Annotated in this window: 18 protein-coding genes; 9 read left to right on the top strand and 9 right to left on the bottom strand. The window is 67.6% G+C overall.

Annotated features, from left to right (window positions below):
- Positions 1-28 precede the first annotated feature (28 nt).
- Positions 29-877: a cupin-like domain-containing protein gene (locus VEC11_RS16480; protein ID WP_464134445.1), complete on the bottom strand. Its 849-nt coding sequence runs from the start codon at positions 875-877 to the stop codon at positions 29-31.
- 137 nt (positions 878-1,014) lie between these two features.
- Here VEC11_RS16480 and VEC11_RS16475 point away from each other — a divergent pair, with 137 nt between their 5' ends.
- Genes VEC11_RS16475 through apaG form a run of 3 tightly spaced genes read left to right on the top strand, consistent with a single transcriptional unit; the run spans position 1,015 to position 3,136 of the window.
- Entirely contained in the window at positions 1,015-2,031 is a 1,017-nt protein-coding gene (locus VEC11_RS16475; RefSeq protein WP_464134441.1) for a polysaccharide deacetylase family protein, read from the top strand.
- A 39-nt stretch (positions 2,032-2,070) separates the two neighbouring features.
- Positions 2,071-2,706, top strand: a complete 636-nt coding sequence (gene recO, locus VEC11_RS16470) for a DNA repair protein RecO (RefSeq protein WP_464134436.1) — start codon at positions 2,071-2,073, stop codon at positions 2,704-2,706.
- Between the two features lie 31 nt (positions 2,707-2,737).
- Positions 2,738-3,136, top strand: a complete 399-nt coding sequence (apaG, locus tag VEC11_RS16465) for a Co2+/Mg2+ efflux protein ApaG (protein ID WP_464134432.1) — start codon at positions 2,738-2,740, stop codon at positions 3,134-3,136.
- Here apaG and VEC11_RS16460 read toward each other — a convergent pair.
- Positions 3,133-3,618, bottom strand: a complete 486-nt coding sequence (locus VEC11_RS16460) for a TM2 domain-containing protein (protein WP_464134428.1) — start codon at positions 3,616-3,618, stop codon at positions 3,133-3,135. The genes apaG and VEC11_RS16460 overlap by 4 nt on opposite strands.
- Positions 3,619-3,721: 103 nt before the next feature.
- The gene (locus VEC11_RS16455; protein ID WP_464134425.1) at positions 3,722-5,002 is read right to left on the bottom strand and encodes a serine hydrolase; all 1,281 of its coding nucleotides are present in this window, start codon (positions 5,000-5,002) and stop codon (positions 3,722-3,724) included.
- 85 nt (positions 5,003-5,087) lie between these two features.
- Between VEC11_RS16455 and VEC11_RS16450 the strand changes: the two genes are divergently transcribed.
- Positions 5,088-5,348: a hypothetical protein gene (locus VEC11_RS16450; RefSeq protein ID WP_464134419.1), complete on the top strand. Its 261-nt coding sequence runs from the start codon at positions 5,088-5,090 to the stop codon at positions 5,346-5,348.
- A gap of 8 nt (positions 5,349-5,356) precedes the next feature.
- Here VEC11_RS16450 and VEC11_RS16445 read toward each other — a convergent pair whose 3' ends face one another.
- The 3 genes from VEC11_RS16445 to VEC11_RS16435 form a co-directional block, all read right to left on the bottom strand.
- A complete protein-coding gene (locus VEC11_RS16445; RefSeq protein WP_464134414.1) occupies positions 5,357-5,698 on the bottom strand; it encodes a hypothetical protein in 342 nt (113 codons plus the stop codon).
- Positions 5,698-7,686: a DNA topoisomerase IV subunit B gene (gene parE / locus VEC11_RS16440; protein WP_464134410.1), complete on the bottom strand. Its 1,989-nt coding sequence runs from the start codon at positions 7,684-7,686 to the stop codon at positions 5,698-5,700. The genes VEC11_RS16445 and parE overlap by 1 nt, the downstream gene beginning before the upstream one ends.
- Positions 7,687-7,768: 82 nt before the next feature.
- Positions 7,769-8,527, bottom strand: a complete 759-nt coding sequence (locus VEC11_RS16435) for a hypothetical protein (RefSeq protein ID WP_464134405.1) — start codon at positions 8,525-8,527, stop codon at positions 7,769-7,771.
- A 23-nt stretch (positions 8,528-8,550) separates the two neighbouring features.
- On the opposite strand from VEC11_RS16435, the gene VEC11_RS16430 reads away from it, so the two are divergent.
- The gene (locus tag VEC11_RS16430) at positions 8,551-9,009 is read left to right on the top strand and encodes a hypothetical protein (protein WP_464134402.1); all 459 of its coding nucleotides are present in this window, start codon (positions 8,551-8,553) and stop codon (positions 9,007-9,009) included.
- 95 nt (positions 9,010-9,104) lie between these two features.
- Here the strand turns inward: VEC11_RS16430 and VEC11_RS16425 are convergent, their stop codons facing one another.
- Entirely contained in the window at positions 9,105-9,617 is a 513-nt protein-coding gene (locus tag VEC11_RS16425) for a hypothetical protein (RefSeq protein WP_464134399.1), read from the bottom strand.
- Between the two features lie 111 nt (positions 9,618-9,728).
- Between VEC11_RS16425 and VEC11_RS16420 the strand changes: the two genes are divergently transcribed.
- Positions 9,729-10,094 (top strand): VOC family protein, encoded by a 366-nt coding sequence (locus tag VEC11_RS16420; protein ID WP_464134394.1) that lies wholly within the window; start codon positions 9,729-9,731, stop codon positions 10,092-10,094.
- 321 nt (positions 10,095-10,415) lie between these two features.
- Positions 10,416-11,357 carry a three-Cys-motif partner protein TcmP gene (gene tcmP / locus VEC11_RS16415; RefSeq protein WP_464134390.1) on the top strand — a complete coding sequence of 314 codons (942 nt, stop codon included), beginning with the start codon at positions 10,416-10,418 and terminating at the stop codon, positions 11,355-11,357.
- On the opposite strand, the gene VEC11_RS16410 is transcribed toward tcmP, so the two are convergent.
- Positions 11,296-12,054, bottom strand: a complete 759-nt coding sequence (locus VEC11_RS16410) for a DUF5131 family protein (protein ID WP_464134386.1) — start codon at positions 12,052-12,054, stop codon at positions 11,296-11,298. The two genes, tcmP and VEC11_RS16410, sit on opposite strands and share 62 nt — an antisense overlap.
- Positions 12,055-12,298: 244 nt before the next feature.
- Here VEC11_RS16410 and VEC11_RS16405 point away from each other — a divergent pair, with 244 nt between their 5' ends.
- Complete coding sequence (locus VEC11_RS16405; protein ID WP_464134383.1) at positions 12,299-12,961, top strand: hypothetical protein; 663 nt, start codon at positions 12,299-12,301, stop codon at positions 12,959-12,961.
- Positions 12,958-14,493, top strand: a complete 1,536-nt coding sequence (locus VEC11_RS16400) for a terminase large subunit domain-containing protein (protein ID WP_464134378.1) — start codon at positions 12,958-12,960, stop codon at positions 14,491-14,493. Before VEC11_RS16405 ends, VEC11_RS16400 begins: the two co-directional genes overlap by 4 nt.
- A 10-nt stretch (positions 14,494-14,503) precedes the next feature.
- On the opposite strand, the gene VEC11_RS16395 is transcribed toward VEC11_RS16400, so the two are convergent.
- Positions 14,504-14,893: a hypothetical protein gene (locus tag VEC11_RS16395; protein ID WP_464134374.1), complete on the bottom strand. Its 390-nt coding sequence runs from the start codon at positions 14,891-14,893 to the stop codon at positions 14,504-14,506.
- Between the last annotated feature and the right edge of the window lie 76 nt (positions 14,894-14,969).

The raw sequence follows: 14,969 nt of genomic DNA, 5'->3' as shown, positions 1-14,969 counted from the left end.
CCTCCCCAATCGCCGATTGGGGAGGAAGTTACGCCCCCTTGGGCAGCACGCCCGCCTTGCGCAGCGCCCGATAGGCATAGGCCTTGCCGGCACTCCGTTTCGGGAAGGCGGCGGGCGAGGCCGGGTTCATCCCCCATTTGCGCAGCAGATGGTTCATCCCCCGCGCATCCGCCTCCTCATAGACCCAGCGCGACTTCCAGGTGATCGAGAAGCTGATCGACGGCTCCGGTCCGTTCTTCACCCAGTGCGGCCACATCAAGGGCACGTGCACGGCATCGCCTGGCGTCAGCTCGAACTTGTGGCCGCGGCCTTCGTAATCGTCCTGCCAGGGCACGTTGCGGTGGCCGCCGACATGATAGGCCTCGTGCTTCTCGTCGGGCACCACGTCCTTCTCGCCGGGGACGATCATCATCGTCTTGGAACCGCGGATCTGGAGCAGGACGTTGTGTTCGGGATCGAGGTGGAAGGGGGTCACCGCGTCGGGCGAGGAGACGAAGATGAAGCCGACCCGGGTCAGCATCTCGCCCGAGACCGGCTCGATCACCGGCGCCAGCTCGTTCAGCGCCTCGTCGAGCAGGGCCTTGTAGGCCGGGTCCTGGTCGACATTCTTCAGCACCATCCAGCTGCCGCATTCCTCGATGCCGCGGATCGTGTCCTCGACCGAGAGCCCGGTGTGGCTCACCTTGTCCGGATCGACCCCATAGGGAAGGTCGCCGGCATTATATTCGACGCTCTTGCGCGGCAGGCGCTTGCCGAGCTCGACCAGCGATTCGAGCGTCAGCAAAGGATGGCCGGTCAGCGTGTGGCTCAGCTCCCCCGGGCGCTCGGGATAATAGGACCTGAGCCGGTCGAGATCGTCGTCGCTGAAGATGGCCATGGATACTCCTTCGCGCTGCGCGGGCCCGCCTAGCGCAAAGTCGTATGCAAGGGGTTACCGCCGGGCCTGCGGCGGCGCCCCTGTGCCGGAATGGGCCATTTACGATTGCTTTCCTTCACCTGGTTTATGGCCGGCCGATGCAGGCGCCCGTGCTTCTCAGCGTGGATACCGAGCTCACCTGGCGCCATTACGAGCCGGGCGATTGCTGGCGCGCCAATTTCGAGCGCAGCATCGAGCCGGCGGGCGTCGGGCTGGCCTGCCAGCTCGAGACGCTCGCGCGGCACCGGCTCAAGGCCTGCTTCTTCGTCGATCCGATGCCGGCCTTGCTCTACGGGATCGAACCGATCCGCCAGATCGTTGCGCCGATCCTCGCCGCCGGGCAGGAGGTCCAGCTCCATCTCCATGCCCAATGGCAAGCCGTCGCCGAGGGCCGCGATCCCGCCGGCATCGAGCTGACCTCTTTCGGCAGGGCGGAGCAGAAGCGCCTGATCGCCCTCGGACGGGACCTGCTGGTCGCCGCCGGCGCGCCGCGCCCGACCGCCTTTCGCGGCGGCTCCTATGCCGCCAATGCCGACACGCTCGCGGCGCTTGCCGAGCTCGGCTTCATCGCCGATTCGAGCCACAACGGCAGCCATCATCCCTTCCCGAGCGACCTGCCCTTGCCGCCGCGCGCGATCGCACCGGTCCGCATCGGCGGGCTGGTCGAGCTTCCGGTTTCGCAAATCGGCGGGCGGAACGGCGGGCTCCGCCACCTCCAGCTCTGCGCGGTCTCGACCAATGAGATGCGCGCCGCGCTCGGCCATGCGCTCGCCGATGGCCACCCGCTGACCACGATCGTAAGCCACAGCTTCGAGCTGGCGACGCGCGACGGCCGGCGCGTCAACGCGCTGGTTCGCGGCCGCTTCGAAAGCCTGTGCCGGCTGCTCGACGATCGCCGCGACAGCCATCCCACTTTCAGCTTCGATCAGCTTGACTCGCTCCGGCTGGGTGCTGCCGCGACCCTGATGCCGCACCGCCGCCGGCGCACGGTCCGCCGCTTCGCCGAGCAGCTCTGGGCCGGTGCCCGCTACGAGCGCCCGGTCGAGGCCGCGACCGCCACCGCCGGCTCCTCCGTCCAAGGCCTGGAACTGCTGCTCCCCGCCCTGGGCCTCTAAGCTGCTGGCCCATCGGGGCCCGCGTGCCTAAATGCCCCGGTGCATCTCGACACCCAGGCCATCATCCTAGCCGTCCGCCCGCATGGCGAGCATGGCGCAATCGTCCGCGCGCTGACCCCCGCGGAGGGCCTGCGTCCCGGCTATGTGCGCGGCGGCAAGTCGCGGCGGCTGCGGCCGGTGCTGGTGCCCGGCAATGTCGTCCAGGCTGATTACCGGGCGCGCACCGAGGAGCAATTGCCGCACCTCGCCGTCGAATTGATCCACAGCCGCGCCTTCCTGCTCTCCGAGCCGCTCGCGTCGGCGGCTATCGACTGGACGACGGCCCTGACCGCGGCGGCGCTGCCCGAAGGCCAGCCTTATCCCGCCCTCTATCAAGGGCTGGACGGCGTGCTGACCGCGATCGAGGCGGCGCCCAGCGCGCGGGGCTGGGCGCTGGCCCTTGTCCGCTACGAGCTGCTGCTGCTCGGCCAGCTCGGCTTCGGCCTCGACGAGGCAGAGATGGCGGCCATTCCGCGTACCATCCGCGCCGCGATGCGGGTCACCGGCGACCTGCTCGCGGAGCATGTGCTGACCGACCGCCGACAGGAGATTCTCGCCGCTCGCGAGCGGCTGGTGGAACGCCTCAGGCGCATGGGCGCTTCATCCTCCCCATCCGGAACACCGGCGGGGAGTTGACCTTGCCGCCCGCCCGGCACAGGAAAAGGATGTGAAAGAGCTCTTCCCCCACAGCGCGACCACGAACGACATCACCGTCCGGGTCTCGGTCAGCTTCCTTCCCGAGCAGTCGGAGCCGGGGCAGGGGCGCTGGTTCTGGGCCTATCATGTCCGCATCGAGAATGACGGCGGGCAGGCGGTGCAGCTGGTCAGCCGCGAATGGGTGATCTCGGACGGCCGCGGCTCCCGCCAGGAGGTGCGCGGCGAGGGCGTGGTCGGCGAGCAGCCGGTGCTCGAGCCGGGCGCTTCGTTCGACTATGTCTCGGGCTGTCCCCTGGGCACGCCGACCGGGTCGATGGAGGGCCGCTACTTCATGATCGCAGCGGACGGCTCCAGCTTCCCCGTCGACATCCCCCGCTTCCCGCTGATCGCGCCGGCGGTCGCGAGCTAGACCTCGACGAGCTCCGCGCCCCTGGGCGTGCCCACCGCCTCGGCGTGCATCTGTTTGAGCCTCATGCCGTCGACGAGCATCCATAGCCACGACAGGACCAGGCCTGCAAAGGCCGGGTAGATCTGGAAGCCGAAGACCGCGGTGACGCAGGCGAGGAAGATCGCCGCCTGGATGGCCCCGCTCGCATAGCGGCCGAGATAAAGGCGGTGGGCGCCGGCCAGGCCCCACGGGAACCAGAGCGCCCAGGCCAGGGTCAGCGAGCGCGGCCCCACGGGCGCGCGCACCTTCTTCGGCTTCTCGACGAACTCGATCCGGTCGGCGATCGTCCTCACCGGCCCGGCCGCGGGGAAGACGTCGGTTTCAGCGACCCGGCTCTCGCCGTCGGCCCGCGCCCGCTCCTGCGCGAGGAAGGCGGCGCGGCGCGAGGCAGCGGCACTCTCGCCGCTGGCAGTGCCCTTTTTCCCGAAGGTGCGCGCGTTCATCGTCCGCTCCCGAAAGTCAGGCGCGCGAGCCTAGCCGCGGAGGGCAAAGATAGGGTTAATCAGCCCGCCGTCATTGTGGGCGAAGGGAAGCGATGCCGGTAAACTAACGAAGCAGCATCACCGCGCGCGCCGCGAGCCCCGCGAGCCGGTTCTCGTCCACGGGCGCGGCCGGATTGTTCCAGCCCAGGCTGACCGCATACCAGCCGCCCGCCCGCGTCCGGACGAGATAGGTGAGGTTGGCGACGCCGGGCTCCGAGCCGCCCTTGAAGCCCGCATAGGCATGGCTGCCGCGCTGTTGCGGCGGCAGGCCCGGATTGATCGCGAGGATCGCCCTGGCGCTCTCGTCCGCATGGCGGCGCAGCCAGTCCATCACCCGCGTCAGGTCGCTCGCCGACGCGAACCATTCGACGCTGTCGATCCGGATCGGGTTGCCCGCGAACAGCGCGATATTGATCCGCGACGGATCGCGCGCCGCATATTCGTTGGCGAGCAGCTGCCGCCGCGTCGCCTCGTCCGCCTGCTGCCAGAGCGCGAAACTGATGGCGGGCGCGGTCTTGAGCAGGCCGAGCTCCAGCGTCGACAGCAGGGGCCGGTTCCGGGCCGGGTCGCGCACGCCCATCGTCGCCATCATCCGCTCGACATTCTCGCGGCCGGCAACGTGCAGCAGGATGTCCGTCGCACTATTATCGCTGATCGAGATCATCAGCGAGGCGAGCGTGTGCAGCGTCACCGGCGCGCCCTGCGGCAGGCCGCCGACGATGCCGCCGGCCAGCGAGCGGCGGTCGACCGCGACGACATCGCTCCAGCGCCTTTGGCCGGCCTGCACCTGCCGGCTGAGTTCCGCGAGGATGAAGAGCTTGTAGGTCGAGCCGATCGCCAGCGCCCGGTCCGGGCCCAAGCTGGAGGTCAGCACCGGGGCGCCGTCGCCGAGCCGGGCGACCGCGAAGCTCACCTGCCCGGGCAGTGCGCCAAGCTCGGCGAGCACCGCCTCCATCGTGTCGCCCGCCATGTCGGCGCCGGTCAGCTGCAGGCCCTGGACGAGATGCGGCGGCGCCGGCTCGATGGCGAGCTGCATGTGTACGATCGCCCGTTCGTAGCGGATGTGGATCACGCCCGCCTCCGCCGAGGCGGGATCGACGCCTTGGAGTCCCTGCACCGCGCCATACTGGGCAGTGAACTGGGCGATCACGCCCTGGATCTGCGCCTCGGGCACCTGGGCGCGGAAGGCGGGAGTGAAGATCGCCGCGGGTTGCGCCTCGCCCCTGAGCAGCGCCACCACCCGCTCGGCCGCGCCGCGGAGCGCCGGGCTGGCGACCGGCTGCGGCTGCGCCAGGACGGGCGCGGCGACCATGACGAGCAAGACGACAAGCAGGCGTTTCAGCATGAGATCCTCCCCGGTCGCGCGAACATAGGCGAAACCCTCCCGCCGCTCCACCGTTACACCTCCGGGACTTCTTGAGGAGCTTGCCATGCCGGTTTCCAACCTTGACGTCGTCGAGCGGATCGCGAGGGTGATCGCCGGCCGCGTGCTCAGCGCCAATGCGGAGGGCGAGGATTGCTCCGCCTCCGCGGAGGTCGACGCCACCTGGCGCGACTATCGCGACGACGCCATCGCGATCCTCAAGACCCTGCGCGAGCCCGATCCGGCCATGGCCCAGGCCGGCGACCTCGCCACCTGGCAGCGGATGATCGAGGCCGCGCTCAGCGAGGCCGGCGCCGACGCCTCATAGGCCCGGGCCTATAGACCCAGCAGCGCCCAGATCCGGTACAGCCCCCAGCCCGCCGGCAGCACGAGCAAGGCGCCCATCGTCAGGTCGAACATCCGGATCGGCCGCACCCTCTCGCCGCGCTGCCGAGCATGGGCGTCGACCAGGCTGATCAGGAGGATCGAGGCGCCGCAGACCATGGTCAGCAGCAGCAAGGCCGCATAGACCCAGAGCATCGCCCGGCTCTCCGCGAAGGCGGAGACGAGCAAAGCGGCGAGCCCGAAGCCGAGCCCCGTCACCGTCGCCCGCTGGATCGTCCAGGCGGAGAGCGCGCCTTGCGGCGGCGGTGGCAGCTTGCGGCGCCTGCGACTCATCAGGCGTCGATCGCTTCCTCGTCCAGCTCGGCCGCATGATGCTGGATGAAGTGGTAGCGGTGTTCGGGATTGCGGCCCATCAGCCGGTCGACCAGGTCGCGAACGCGGTCGCGTTCCTCGTAGGTCTGGGGCAGACAGATCTTGATCAGCCCGCGCGACTTCGGGTCCATCGTCGTCTCGCGCAGCTGCGAGGGGTTCATCTCGCCGAGGCCCTTGAAGCGCGACACCTCGACCTTCTTCCCCTTGAACAGGCTCGCTTCCAGCTCGGCGCGATGCGCATCGTCCCGCGCATAGGCGACCGTCCCGCCCGCGGAGAGCCGGTAGAGCGGCGGCTGGGCGAGGAAGAGATGCCCGTCGCGGACGATGGGGGCCATTTCCTGGAAGAAGAAGGTCATCAACAGGGTCGCGATATGGGCGCCGTCGACGTCGGCGTCGGTCATGATCACCACCCGCTCGTAGCGCAGATCGTCGACATTGCACCGGTCCCGGGTGCCGCAGCCCAGAGCCAGGATCAGGTCGGCAATCTCCGTATTGGCGCGGATCTTGTCGGCGGTCGCGCTGGCGACGTTCAGGATCTTGCCCCGGATCGGCAGGATCGCCTGCGTCTTGCGGTCCCGCGCCTGCTTGGCGCTCCCGCCGGCGCTGTCGCCCTCGACGATGAACAATTCCGTCCCCGCCGGATCGTCATTGGCGCAGTCGGTGAGCTTGCCAGGCAGCCGCAATTTCCGCGCCGAGGTGGCGGTCTTGCGCTTGATCTCGCGCTCCTGCCGCCGCTTCAGCCGTTCGTCCATCCGGTCGAGGACGAAGCCCAATAAGGCACGCCCGCGCTCCATATGGTCGGCGAGGAAATGATCGAAATGGTCCCTGACCGCGGTCTCGACCAGCCGCGCCGCGTCGGGCGAGGTCAGCCGGTCCTTGGTCTGGCTCTGGAATTGCGGCTCGCGAATGAAGACGGAGAGCATGATCTCGGCGCCCGTCACCACGTCCTCGGCCTGGATGTCCTTGGCCTTCTTCTGCCCGACCAATTCCCCGAAGGCCCGAAGCCCCCGGGTCAGCGCCAGCCGGAAGCCCTGCTCGTGCGTGCCGCCGTCGGGCGTGGGAATCGTGTTGCAATACCAGCTCTGGTCGCCCTCGCCCCAGACCGGCCAGGCCACCGCCCATTCGACACTGCCCTGCTCGTTGGGGAAAGCGTGCCGCCCGGTGAAGGGGACGTTGGTCGCCACCTCCTTGTCGCCGACCTGCTCCCTGAGGTGGTCGGCGAGCCCGCCCGGAAACTGGAAGACCGCCTCCTCGGGCACCTCCTCGGTGGCGAGCGCGGGATCGCAGCGCCAGCGTATCTCGACGCCCGCGAACAGATAGGCCTTGGACCGCGCCAGCCGGTAGAGGCGCGCCGGCTTGAAGCGGGCGTCGGCCCCGAAAATCTCCGGGTCCGGGGTGAAGCTGGTCGTCGTCCCGCGCCTGTTCTGGGTGCTGCCCACCTCGATCAGCTTCGAGGTCGGCAGGCCGCGCGCGAAGGTCTGGCGGAAGACCTGCTTGTTGCGCGCCACCTCGATCACCGTCTCGATCGACAGCGCGTTCACCACCGAGACGCCGACGCCGTGCAGGCCGCCCGACGTGGCATAGGCCTTGTCCGAGAATTTTCCGCCCGAATGCAAAGTGGTGAGGATCACCTCCAGCGCGGACTTGCCCGGATATCTGGGATGCTCGTCGACCGGGATGCCCCGGCCATTGTCGATCACGGTCAGCCGCCCCGGCGTGCCCTCGACGGCCTCCAGGATGACCTCGATCCGCGTCGCATGGCCGGCGACCGCCTCGTCCATGCTGTTGTCGATGACCTCGGCGGCGAGATGGTGCAGCGCCCGCTCGTCCGTGCCGCCGATATACATGCCGGGGCGCCGGCGGACGGGCTCCAGGCCTTCGAGCACCTCGATGGCGGAGGCGTCGTAGTCGGTGCCGGGGCGGGTGGAGGACGCGAACAGGTCTGACATGGGGGAGGTATAGGAGGGTGGGAGTCCGTGGGGCAAGGTTCTTGGAGTGTTCTATCCACAGGAAGGAGGTGTGCGAAGCACCTCAGTCCCAGCCCCCGATCAGCCAGACCGTTGCCCGGCCGCCGGCCGGAACCAGCAGCAACTTGACGTTCAGCTGCTGCCGATCGCTGCTCCAGCTCCCGGCCTCGGATTGGGGCGTTCGGCGGGGCTGCCACCAGGACGGCGCCATATCTCCCCCATCCACGCTCGCAACCCCGTCTCGCGTTGGAGGCATACGCAGGATTTGGGTCGCGAAGCGGCGGGCATCAGCTTCGCTGGCCTCGAAGGACAACATCATGAGGGTGTCCTGAAAACGTGTTTCGAAGACGCGAACATTGGTGGCGCTGGCAGGCAACCTCGTGTCAGCCACCTGAAAGCCCTCGATCTCATTCTGCCGCAAAACCCGATCGCTCTCCGTGCCTGAGAACCCGCAAGAGGGCAGCAGGAGGACAGCGGCAAGAATAGCGTGACGAAACACAGCCTCGGTATAATGGCTGGCGCTTCCCGGCGACAAGGCTGTGATCGCTCCGCCCACAGAAGAGAAGAAGGTTGATCTCACGCAAAGACGCAAAGGCGCAAAGGTGCCGAGAAAGTGCCGAAGCAGCGCGTTTCCGGCGAAGCCGGCACACTCTCCACGGCTTTCGATATGATGCGCTTCGCGACGAGAAGGACTGGAGCCTCTTCGCGCCTTCGCGCCTTCGCGTGAACCAAATCCCCGGGCCCGCCGAAGACCTGCGGGTGGAGGACCCGCCCAAACACCACCCTTGCCGGCTTTCCCGAGACATGACAGAGACTTGCTCATCCGTCTCTGGGGGGAGAATCACGTTGATCAGGAAACATATGCTCGTCCTTGCCGGCGTCGCGGCGCTCAATGTCGGCGCGGCCGTCTGGGCGCAGGGCAATAATAGCGACGCGCTGCCGCCGACGCCGGCCACCTGGGCCGAGGTCGTCGCGGCGCGGCCGCCGGTGACCGACCAGGACATTACCGACCGGCCCTACCGGATCCTCGGCGAGGTCCGGGCCGAGGTCCGCAAGGCCACGATCTTCAGCCGCTCGCCGTCGCGCGACAAGGTCTTCCGCGAGCTCTGGGAGCGCGCGGTGCGGCTCGGCGCCGACGCCGTGGTCAACGCCCGTTCGGGCGGCGCCCGCGTCACCGCCATGAGCTGGGGCTCGCGCCGCTCGATCGGCCAGGCGGTGAAGTTCCTGACCGACGCGGAGATCGCGGCGGGGCAGACGGGGGAGCGGCGGCCGCTGACCCGGGATCCCGAGGCGCCGAACGACTGACCGTCACCGGGTAAGGAAGGGGGCGGTGGCCGGCGGCCGCCGCCCCTTTGTCTTGGACGTCCGGCGCCGCCGGGCGGATCGCCCGCTTCCCGGCCTCAGGGTGCGGGGCGCGCCTGTTCGAGCCGGGGCGACCAGTCCGCGGGGATGGGTCTGACCGTGATCAGAGCCGGTGCCTGCCATGGCGGCATATGTCTGAGAAAACGGCCATCGGCGCTTCTGAACAGGGTGAAACAGCCCTCCCGGTTCGCCGACATGCAGACCCGCTCGCGATGAACGACATAGGCCCCGCGGCCATGGCCAAGCCGGAAGCGGCTCCAGTAATAGGTGCGGCCATCGGCGGCGAACCAGGCGCCGTCCGCGTGCGAGGTGCCGGAATCGAAGACCACCGACGGGTCGAGGAAGATCATGTTGCCAACCACCGCGCGCCGGAGCTCCGCACCGGTCAGGCGCCGGAACAGCGTGCCCGCGACGCGGATTTCCTGCGCATTCGCCCGGATTGCGGGCGGCTGGGGACCGTCCAGGTTGAACGGAATGCCGCTGGCCTCGGGGACAATGCCCGCGCATCCCGCGGACAGGGTCAGGGCCAGGACGGAAAGCAGACAACGCACGCCTCACTCTGGACCCCTGCGGATTAACGGATCGCTTATGCCTGGCCGGGACACTCCAGGCGCGCCCATCCGTTACCCTGCTCATCGCCTCATGCGGCAGGAGAACGCATCATGGCATGCATCCGCTACATCGCGCCCGACGTCGACGCGGCGCTCGCTTTCTACCGGGACCAGCTCGATTTCGCGGTCGACAAGCATAACCCCGGCAAGTTCGCAGCGCTCGTGCGCGACGACCTCATCCTCTACCTCAGCGCGCCGGGCGCGGGCAGTGGCGGGCAGGCTGGCGGGACCCCGGAGCCGGGCAGGTGGAACCGGTTCATGCTGGTGACGGAGGGGCTGGACGATGTGCTCGCGCGGCTGCGGGCGGCGGGGGTAAGATTCCGCGGCGAGCTCAGCGGCGGCGGGGCAGGGCGGGCGCAGCTGGTCGAGGATCCGGCGGGGAATCTGGTGGAGCTGTTCGAGTTCAAGCGGGGGTAAGAGGGAAAGGATTGGTTCACGCGGAGGCGCGGAGACGTCTACACCATCTGGAAATGAGCGAGGGGCAGCCTCGATTGCTCCGCGCTTCTCGGGCGGGCACGGTTACTCCCGACGCCCAAGATTAATGCGATTAGGCGCTGGCGCGCGGGTGAGGCCGGGTGCTGATTTCACGTCAGCGACCCAACACGTCTTGGGTGTGAAGCCATGGGTCGCCTTCACCCGGTCCTGAATTTCTGGATAGGTTGCCATTTGCTCTGACTTCCGCATTGCAAATTGAAGGAATAGTCTTAGCCACACGTTGGAACAGGACTATAGGCTTTCATGGGTGATAGCAGGCACGAGTTCGGGGGAGACTGGACCGAGGTAAAGCTCGAAGCAATCAGCGCCTATAGCAAGTTCTTCACTGGGGCCATTGGGGGCATCTTCGATCTCTGGTACGTCGATCCTTTTGCCGGCACTGGGGAGAGGACGGCGAAGGAGCAGGCGGGAGGCTTGTTTGATCAGCAACCACTCTCAACAATCGAAAGACAATATCCAGGCAGTGCCGCGAGAGCGCTCGCACTCAAACCACCATTCGATCACCTGCGGTTCGGTGATGCAAAAAGGAGGCACGCCAAGGCATTGCAGGCCTTGGTTGCTCTTCATCCCACTAGGGATGCCAGCGTCATTCCCGGCGACGCAAACCACTTCATTCAGAAAATGTTCTCGGAGCCGCCTTGGACGGCACCGGACAGGGGGGCGGTAAGGAGCCGAGCCCTGGTTTTTCTCGATCCGTATGGAATGGAAGTGAAATGGCGGACGCTGGAAGTGCTGGCAGCGTCAAAGAAGGCCGACGTTTGGTTCCTCGCCAATCTGAAAGCAGCCGTGCAGCAGCTGTCCCATAAGCACGGCATGCTCACCGAGGAGAAACGAGCTGCACTCTGTGAGTATTTCGGCACTCCCCACTGGGAGGAACGGTTTTATGAGCTGCATAAGGATGAGTCTGACCTATTCGGAAATCCAACCAACAGCTCAAGGCGGCAGGCAACAAAGCAGGAAGTGGCCCTGTTCCACAAAGAGTGCCTAGGCACGATATTTTGCTATGTTTCTAACCCGTTGCCTCTCGCCGTGGGGTCGATCGATGACTATTTTCTCCTTTACTGCTTAAGCAATAACTCCACTCCGGCGGCCAGAAACCTAATTCACAAGGGAGCAGATTGGGTCATCCGGCGATACAAGCAGGCATCTCATCATAGGTCTGCCCTCCGAGGAGGCGGCCAGTAGCCTTCTTGTTGACGCCTCCCCATTGTTTAAAAAAGAATGCTGTGCCGTAGGAGCGGCAGAGGCGTTGGATCGCCCAAACCCACTCTTCCTTGATGGGCCGGGCGCCGGGGCCAGACTCACCGCCTACAATTGCCCACGCAATTCCCGCGAGATTAGCCTCTGAGATGGGGCCGATCAGCGGTTCGAATGATATGAACCGGATTGCGGCGGGTGTGTGCCGTAGCTCGTCAATCCGCCGAGCAACTTCCGAGTTCTCGACGCTCGTTCCAAGCCATGCATTTGGCAGAACCTCGAAGCCAGGCTTGGAGAGGACCTGTCGCATGCGGTCAGGGCGCTTGGTGAGGAGCTGATAATCGTGACGAGGAGTATCCTTCATCACCTGCCAGACGCGTCGGATAAACTCTTCGGGGACCTCAGGGTGGAAAAGGTCCGACATCGAATTGACGAAGACCTTACGGGCCTTTCGCCAGCGGTGCGGGACATCAAGAGCCTTGTCGTCACAACGGACCTTGCCAGTCCATTTTGCTCGTCCCGCACTCTTACGGGTAAGTGCTCGGTACTTTTCGACACCCATCGCATCCAAGCGTGCTGCCATCCGCATGGCATAACAGTTGGTGCACCCCGCTGAGGCGATCGAACAACCAGCCACGGGGTTCCACGTCGCGTCAGTCCATTCGATTGGTGAATTTTCGGCCATTAGGCCTTCTCCATCCCGCGAGCCCGGAACATCCAGAATTTGGCGCTTGAATCATGAAGAGTCCCGCGCTGCAATCGATTTCATCGCGAAGCTCTTTGCAGGATCCTTGGGGTACCGACCAAACTGAACTCAAGAAGCGCCGCTTCTGGAACTCAAAAGTACCAAAAGGGTTCAAGAATGTTGCAATGTAGGAATTCATCTGGTTTCCTGATCCGCTGCCGCCGCAACGGAAGAGGAGAGACGGATGAAGGACGAGTCGCGGATCACGGGGGGCAATAAGAGAAAAATCCAGAAGCGCCGCGCGCCGCGGCAGAGCTTCACCGCCGCGCGGCGGCAAGTGTTTCTCGATACGCTCGCGTCCTGCGCGAACGTCACTGCCTCTGCCGCGGCGGCCGGGGTGGGGGTGAGCACCGTCTACGACGCGCGGCGGCGCGAGCCGGACTTTGCGGAGCAATGGGCGGACGCGCTGGACGCGGGCTATGCGACGCTGGAGGCCTTGCTGATCGAGCGGGCGGCAAAGGGCGCGCATTATGTGCCCGGGCAGACGGTGGTGCCGGGGCCGGAGACGATCGACACCTGGCTGGCGCTGGACCTGCTGCGGCTCAGCAAGCTGGCGAAGGCGCCGCGCAAGGCGCCGGGGGCGCCGGCGCGCCGGGCGAGCGAGCAGCAGGTGGCGGAATCGATCATGGCGAAGCTGGCCGTGCTGGAGAGGCGGCGGAAGGGGGCGAAGGGGAAGGGGACGAAGGGAGGTGAAGCGACAGCTTCTGCCAATTGTCCGCGCCGCCGAGCCCCCTCTCCCCGACCAGAGGTGGGCCGACCGCGCCCCGCGCGGTCTGAAGACTGCCGGGGGCAGCCTTTACCCACCTCTCCCCGGCGGGGAGAGGGAGATTTGCCGCGTAGCCGGTGAACCGGGGCGAGCGGGCGCTGAAGCGGGCTTTGGCGGCGCTGGCGGGCAAGCCTGAACATTGGGCGCGGGTGGTGAATTCACTGCCGATCACCGAGCAGCGGACGCTGGACGAGTTCTGGCCGGCATGGGCGCATGACGGGCAGGAGGTTCCCGACGCGGCGCGGTCTCGCACCGCTCCGGCCTTCGCCGGAGCACAGGCGGCGGCCGGGCTGCCGACATGGCTGATCATGGCCGGGCGGGGATTCGGGAAGACGCGGGCCGGGGCGGAGTGGGTGAGCGCGCTCGCGCGGCGGCTGGGGCCGATCCGCATCGCCCTGGTCGGGGCGACGATCGAGGATGCGCTGGGCGTGATGGTGACCGGACGGAGCGGGCTGATCGCGGTGGCGCGGACCGGGGAGAAAGTGGTGCTGAACCGGTCGCAGCGGGTGGTGCGCTTTTCCTCGGGGGCGGAGGCCTTTCTCTATTCGGGGGCGTGCCCGGAGAAATTGCGCGGGCCCGAGCATCACTTCGCCTGGTGCGACGAGATCGCCAAATGGCGGCATGCGGAGGCGGCGTGGGACAATCTGCAGCTGGGGCTGCGGCTCGGGGAGGCGCCGATGAGCCTGGTGACCACGACTCCGAAGGCGTCGTCGGCGTTGCTGCGGCGGCTCGCCGAGGGGGCGGAGGCGGCGGGGCTGCTGACCGGCGGGCGGACGCGGGACAATCTCAACCTGCCCGGGAGCTTCGTTGCGGGGATGGAGGCGGCCTATGGCGGCACGCGGAAGGGACGCGAGGAGCTGGACGGGGAGTTGCTCGGCGAGGCGGAGGGGGCGCTGTGGACGCGGGATCTGCTGGAGGCGTGCCGGATGATCCTCCCCGATGATCCGGTACGAACTGCCCCCGGCAGTCCGCAGCCCGTCCGGGGGACGGGCGACCGGATCATGGGGAGGGGGACCGCCGAAGGCGGTGGGGGGGGCTCTGTGCAGGTCTCTGAACCCCCTCCGTCAGCCCCGCGGGCTGCCACCTCCCCGTCCCGGGGAGGATTTGTGCGCATCGTCATCGGCGTCGATCCGCCGGCCTCGGCCGAGGGCGATGCGTGCGGGATCGTGGCGTGCGGGGTGGATGATGCGGGGATCGGCTACGTGCTGGCGGATCATACAGTGAGCGGGCTGTCGCCGGAGGGGTGGGCGTCGGCGGTGGTGGCGGCGGCGCGGACCTGGGGAGCGGAATGCGTCATCGTCGAGAAGAACCAGGGCGGGGACATGGTGAAATCGGTGCTGCACGCCGCCGACCGGACGCTGCCGGTGCGCGACGTGTTCGCGCGCTTCGGCAAGGGCGACCGGGCCGAGCCGGTGGCGATGCTGTTCGAGGCAAAGCGGGTGCGGATTGCGGGGCGGTTCGACGCGCTGGAGGACGAGCTCTGCGCGATGGTGCGGGGCAAGGGCTGGGCGGGGCCGGGGCGCTCGCCCGACCGGGCGGACGCGATGGTCTGGGCGCTGACGGAATTGCTGCTGGGGAGGGAGCGGGTGGCGCCGAGAATCAGGGGGTTCTAGGCCGGCGGTTCTAGCGCAGCAGCCCCTCGGAGATCGCGCCGAACAGCAGGCCGACGGCCAGCGCGAACAGCCCGGCCACGCGATAGCGCCAGGGGGCGCCGCTATCGACCCTGGACTGGGCGCGGAGGAGCGGGCCGGGGGCGAGGAGGTTGGCGGCGGTCTTGGCGAGGAGGAGCCAGCCGGTGATCGTGATCAGGAGGGCGGGCCAGGTGTAGAGCTGGTGGCCGCCAACGATCAGCAAAGCGAGCGGGGCGTTGAGCAGGCCGTTCTTGAGGCCGCCCGTCGCGCCCTCGGCCCGCCAGGCGGCGAACAGGCTCGCCCAGGCGGCGGGCGCGGCCAGGTGCGAGAGGCCGGTCAGGATGAAGGACAAAGCGGCAATGCGCTCGACCGCAAGCTCCACAGGCGCCTCCCGCGCGCATGGTCGCATCCGCGCCGCCGCGGCGCAAGCGCGGGCATGGATAAGCAGCGCTTATGCC

It is taken from the genome of Allosphingosinicella sp., from assembly GCF_035626655.1.
GTDB lineage: Bacteria > Pseudomonadota > Alphaproteobacteria > Sphingomonadales > Sphingomonadaceae > Allosphingosinicella.
Note: the sequence above shows the minus strand (reverse complement) of the source record. Positions and strands in the feature narration are given on the sequence as shown.

Excerpts from the sequence above, each read along its gene's own strand:
- VEC11_RS16480 (WP_464134445.1), bottom strand. The coding sequence starts at position 877 with ATGGCCATCTTCAGCGACGACGATCTCGACCGGCTCAGGTCCTATTAT.
- VEC11_RS16475 (WP_464134441.1), top strand. The coding sequence starts at position 1,015 with ATGCAGGCGCCCGTGCTTCTCAGCGTGGATACCGAGCTCACCTGGCGC.
- VEC11_RS16460 (WP_464134428.1), bottom strand. The coding sequence starts at position 3,618 with ATGAACGCGCGCACCTTCGGGAAAAAGGGCACTGCCAGCGGCGAGAGT.
- VEC11_RS16455 (WP_464134425.1), bottom strand. The coding sequence starts at position 5,002 with ATGCTGAAACGCCTGCTTGTCGTCTTGCTCGTCATGGTCGCCGCGCCC.
- VEC11_RS16450 (WP_464134419.1), top strand. The coding sequence starts at position 5,088 with ATGCCGGTTTCCAACCTTGACGTCGTCGAGCGGATCGCGAGGGTGATC.
- VEC11_RS16445 (WP_464134414.1), bottom strand. The coding sequence starts at position 5,698 with ATGAGTCGCAGGCGCCGCAAGCTGCCACCGCCGCCGCAAGGCGCGCTC.
- parE (WP_464134410.1), bottom strand. The coding sequence starts at position 7,686 with ATGTCAGACCTGTTCGCGTCCTCCACCCGCCCCGGCACCGACTACGAC.
- VEC11_RS16435 (WP_464134405.1), bottom strand. The coding sequence starts at position 8,527 with ATGAGCAAGTCTCTGTCATGTCTCGGGAAAGCCGGCAAGGGTGGTGTT.
- VEC11_RS16420 (WP_464134394.1), top strand. The coding sequence starts at position 9,729 with ATGGCATGCATCCGCTACATCGCGCCCGACGTCGACGCGGCGCTCGCT.
- tcmP (WP_464134390.1), top strand. The coding sequence starts at position 10,416 with ATGGGTGATAGCAGGCACGAGTTCGGGGGAGACTGGACCGAGGTAAAG.
- VEC11_RS16410 (WP_464134386.1), bottom strand. The coding sequence starts at position 12,054 with ATGGCCGAAAATTCACCAATCGAATGGACTGACGCGACGTGGAACCCC.
- VEC11_RS16405 (WP_464134383.1), top strand. The coding sequence starts at position 12,299 with ATGAAGGACGAGTCGCGGATCACGGGGGGCAATAAGAGAAAAATCCAG.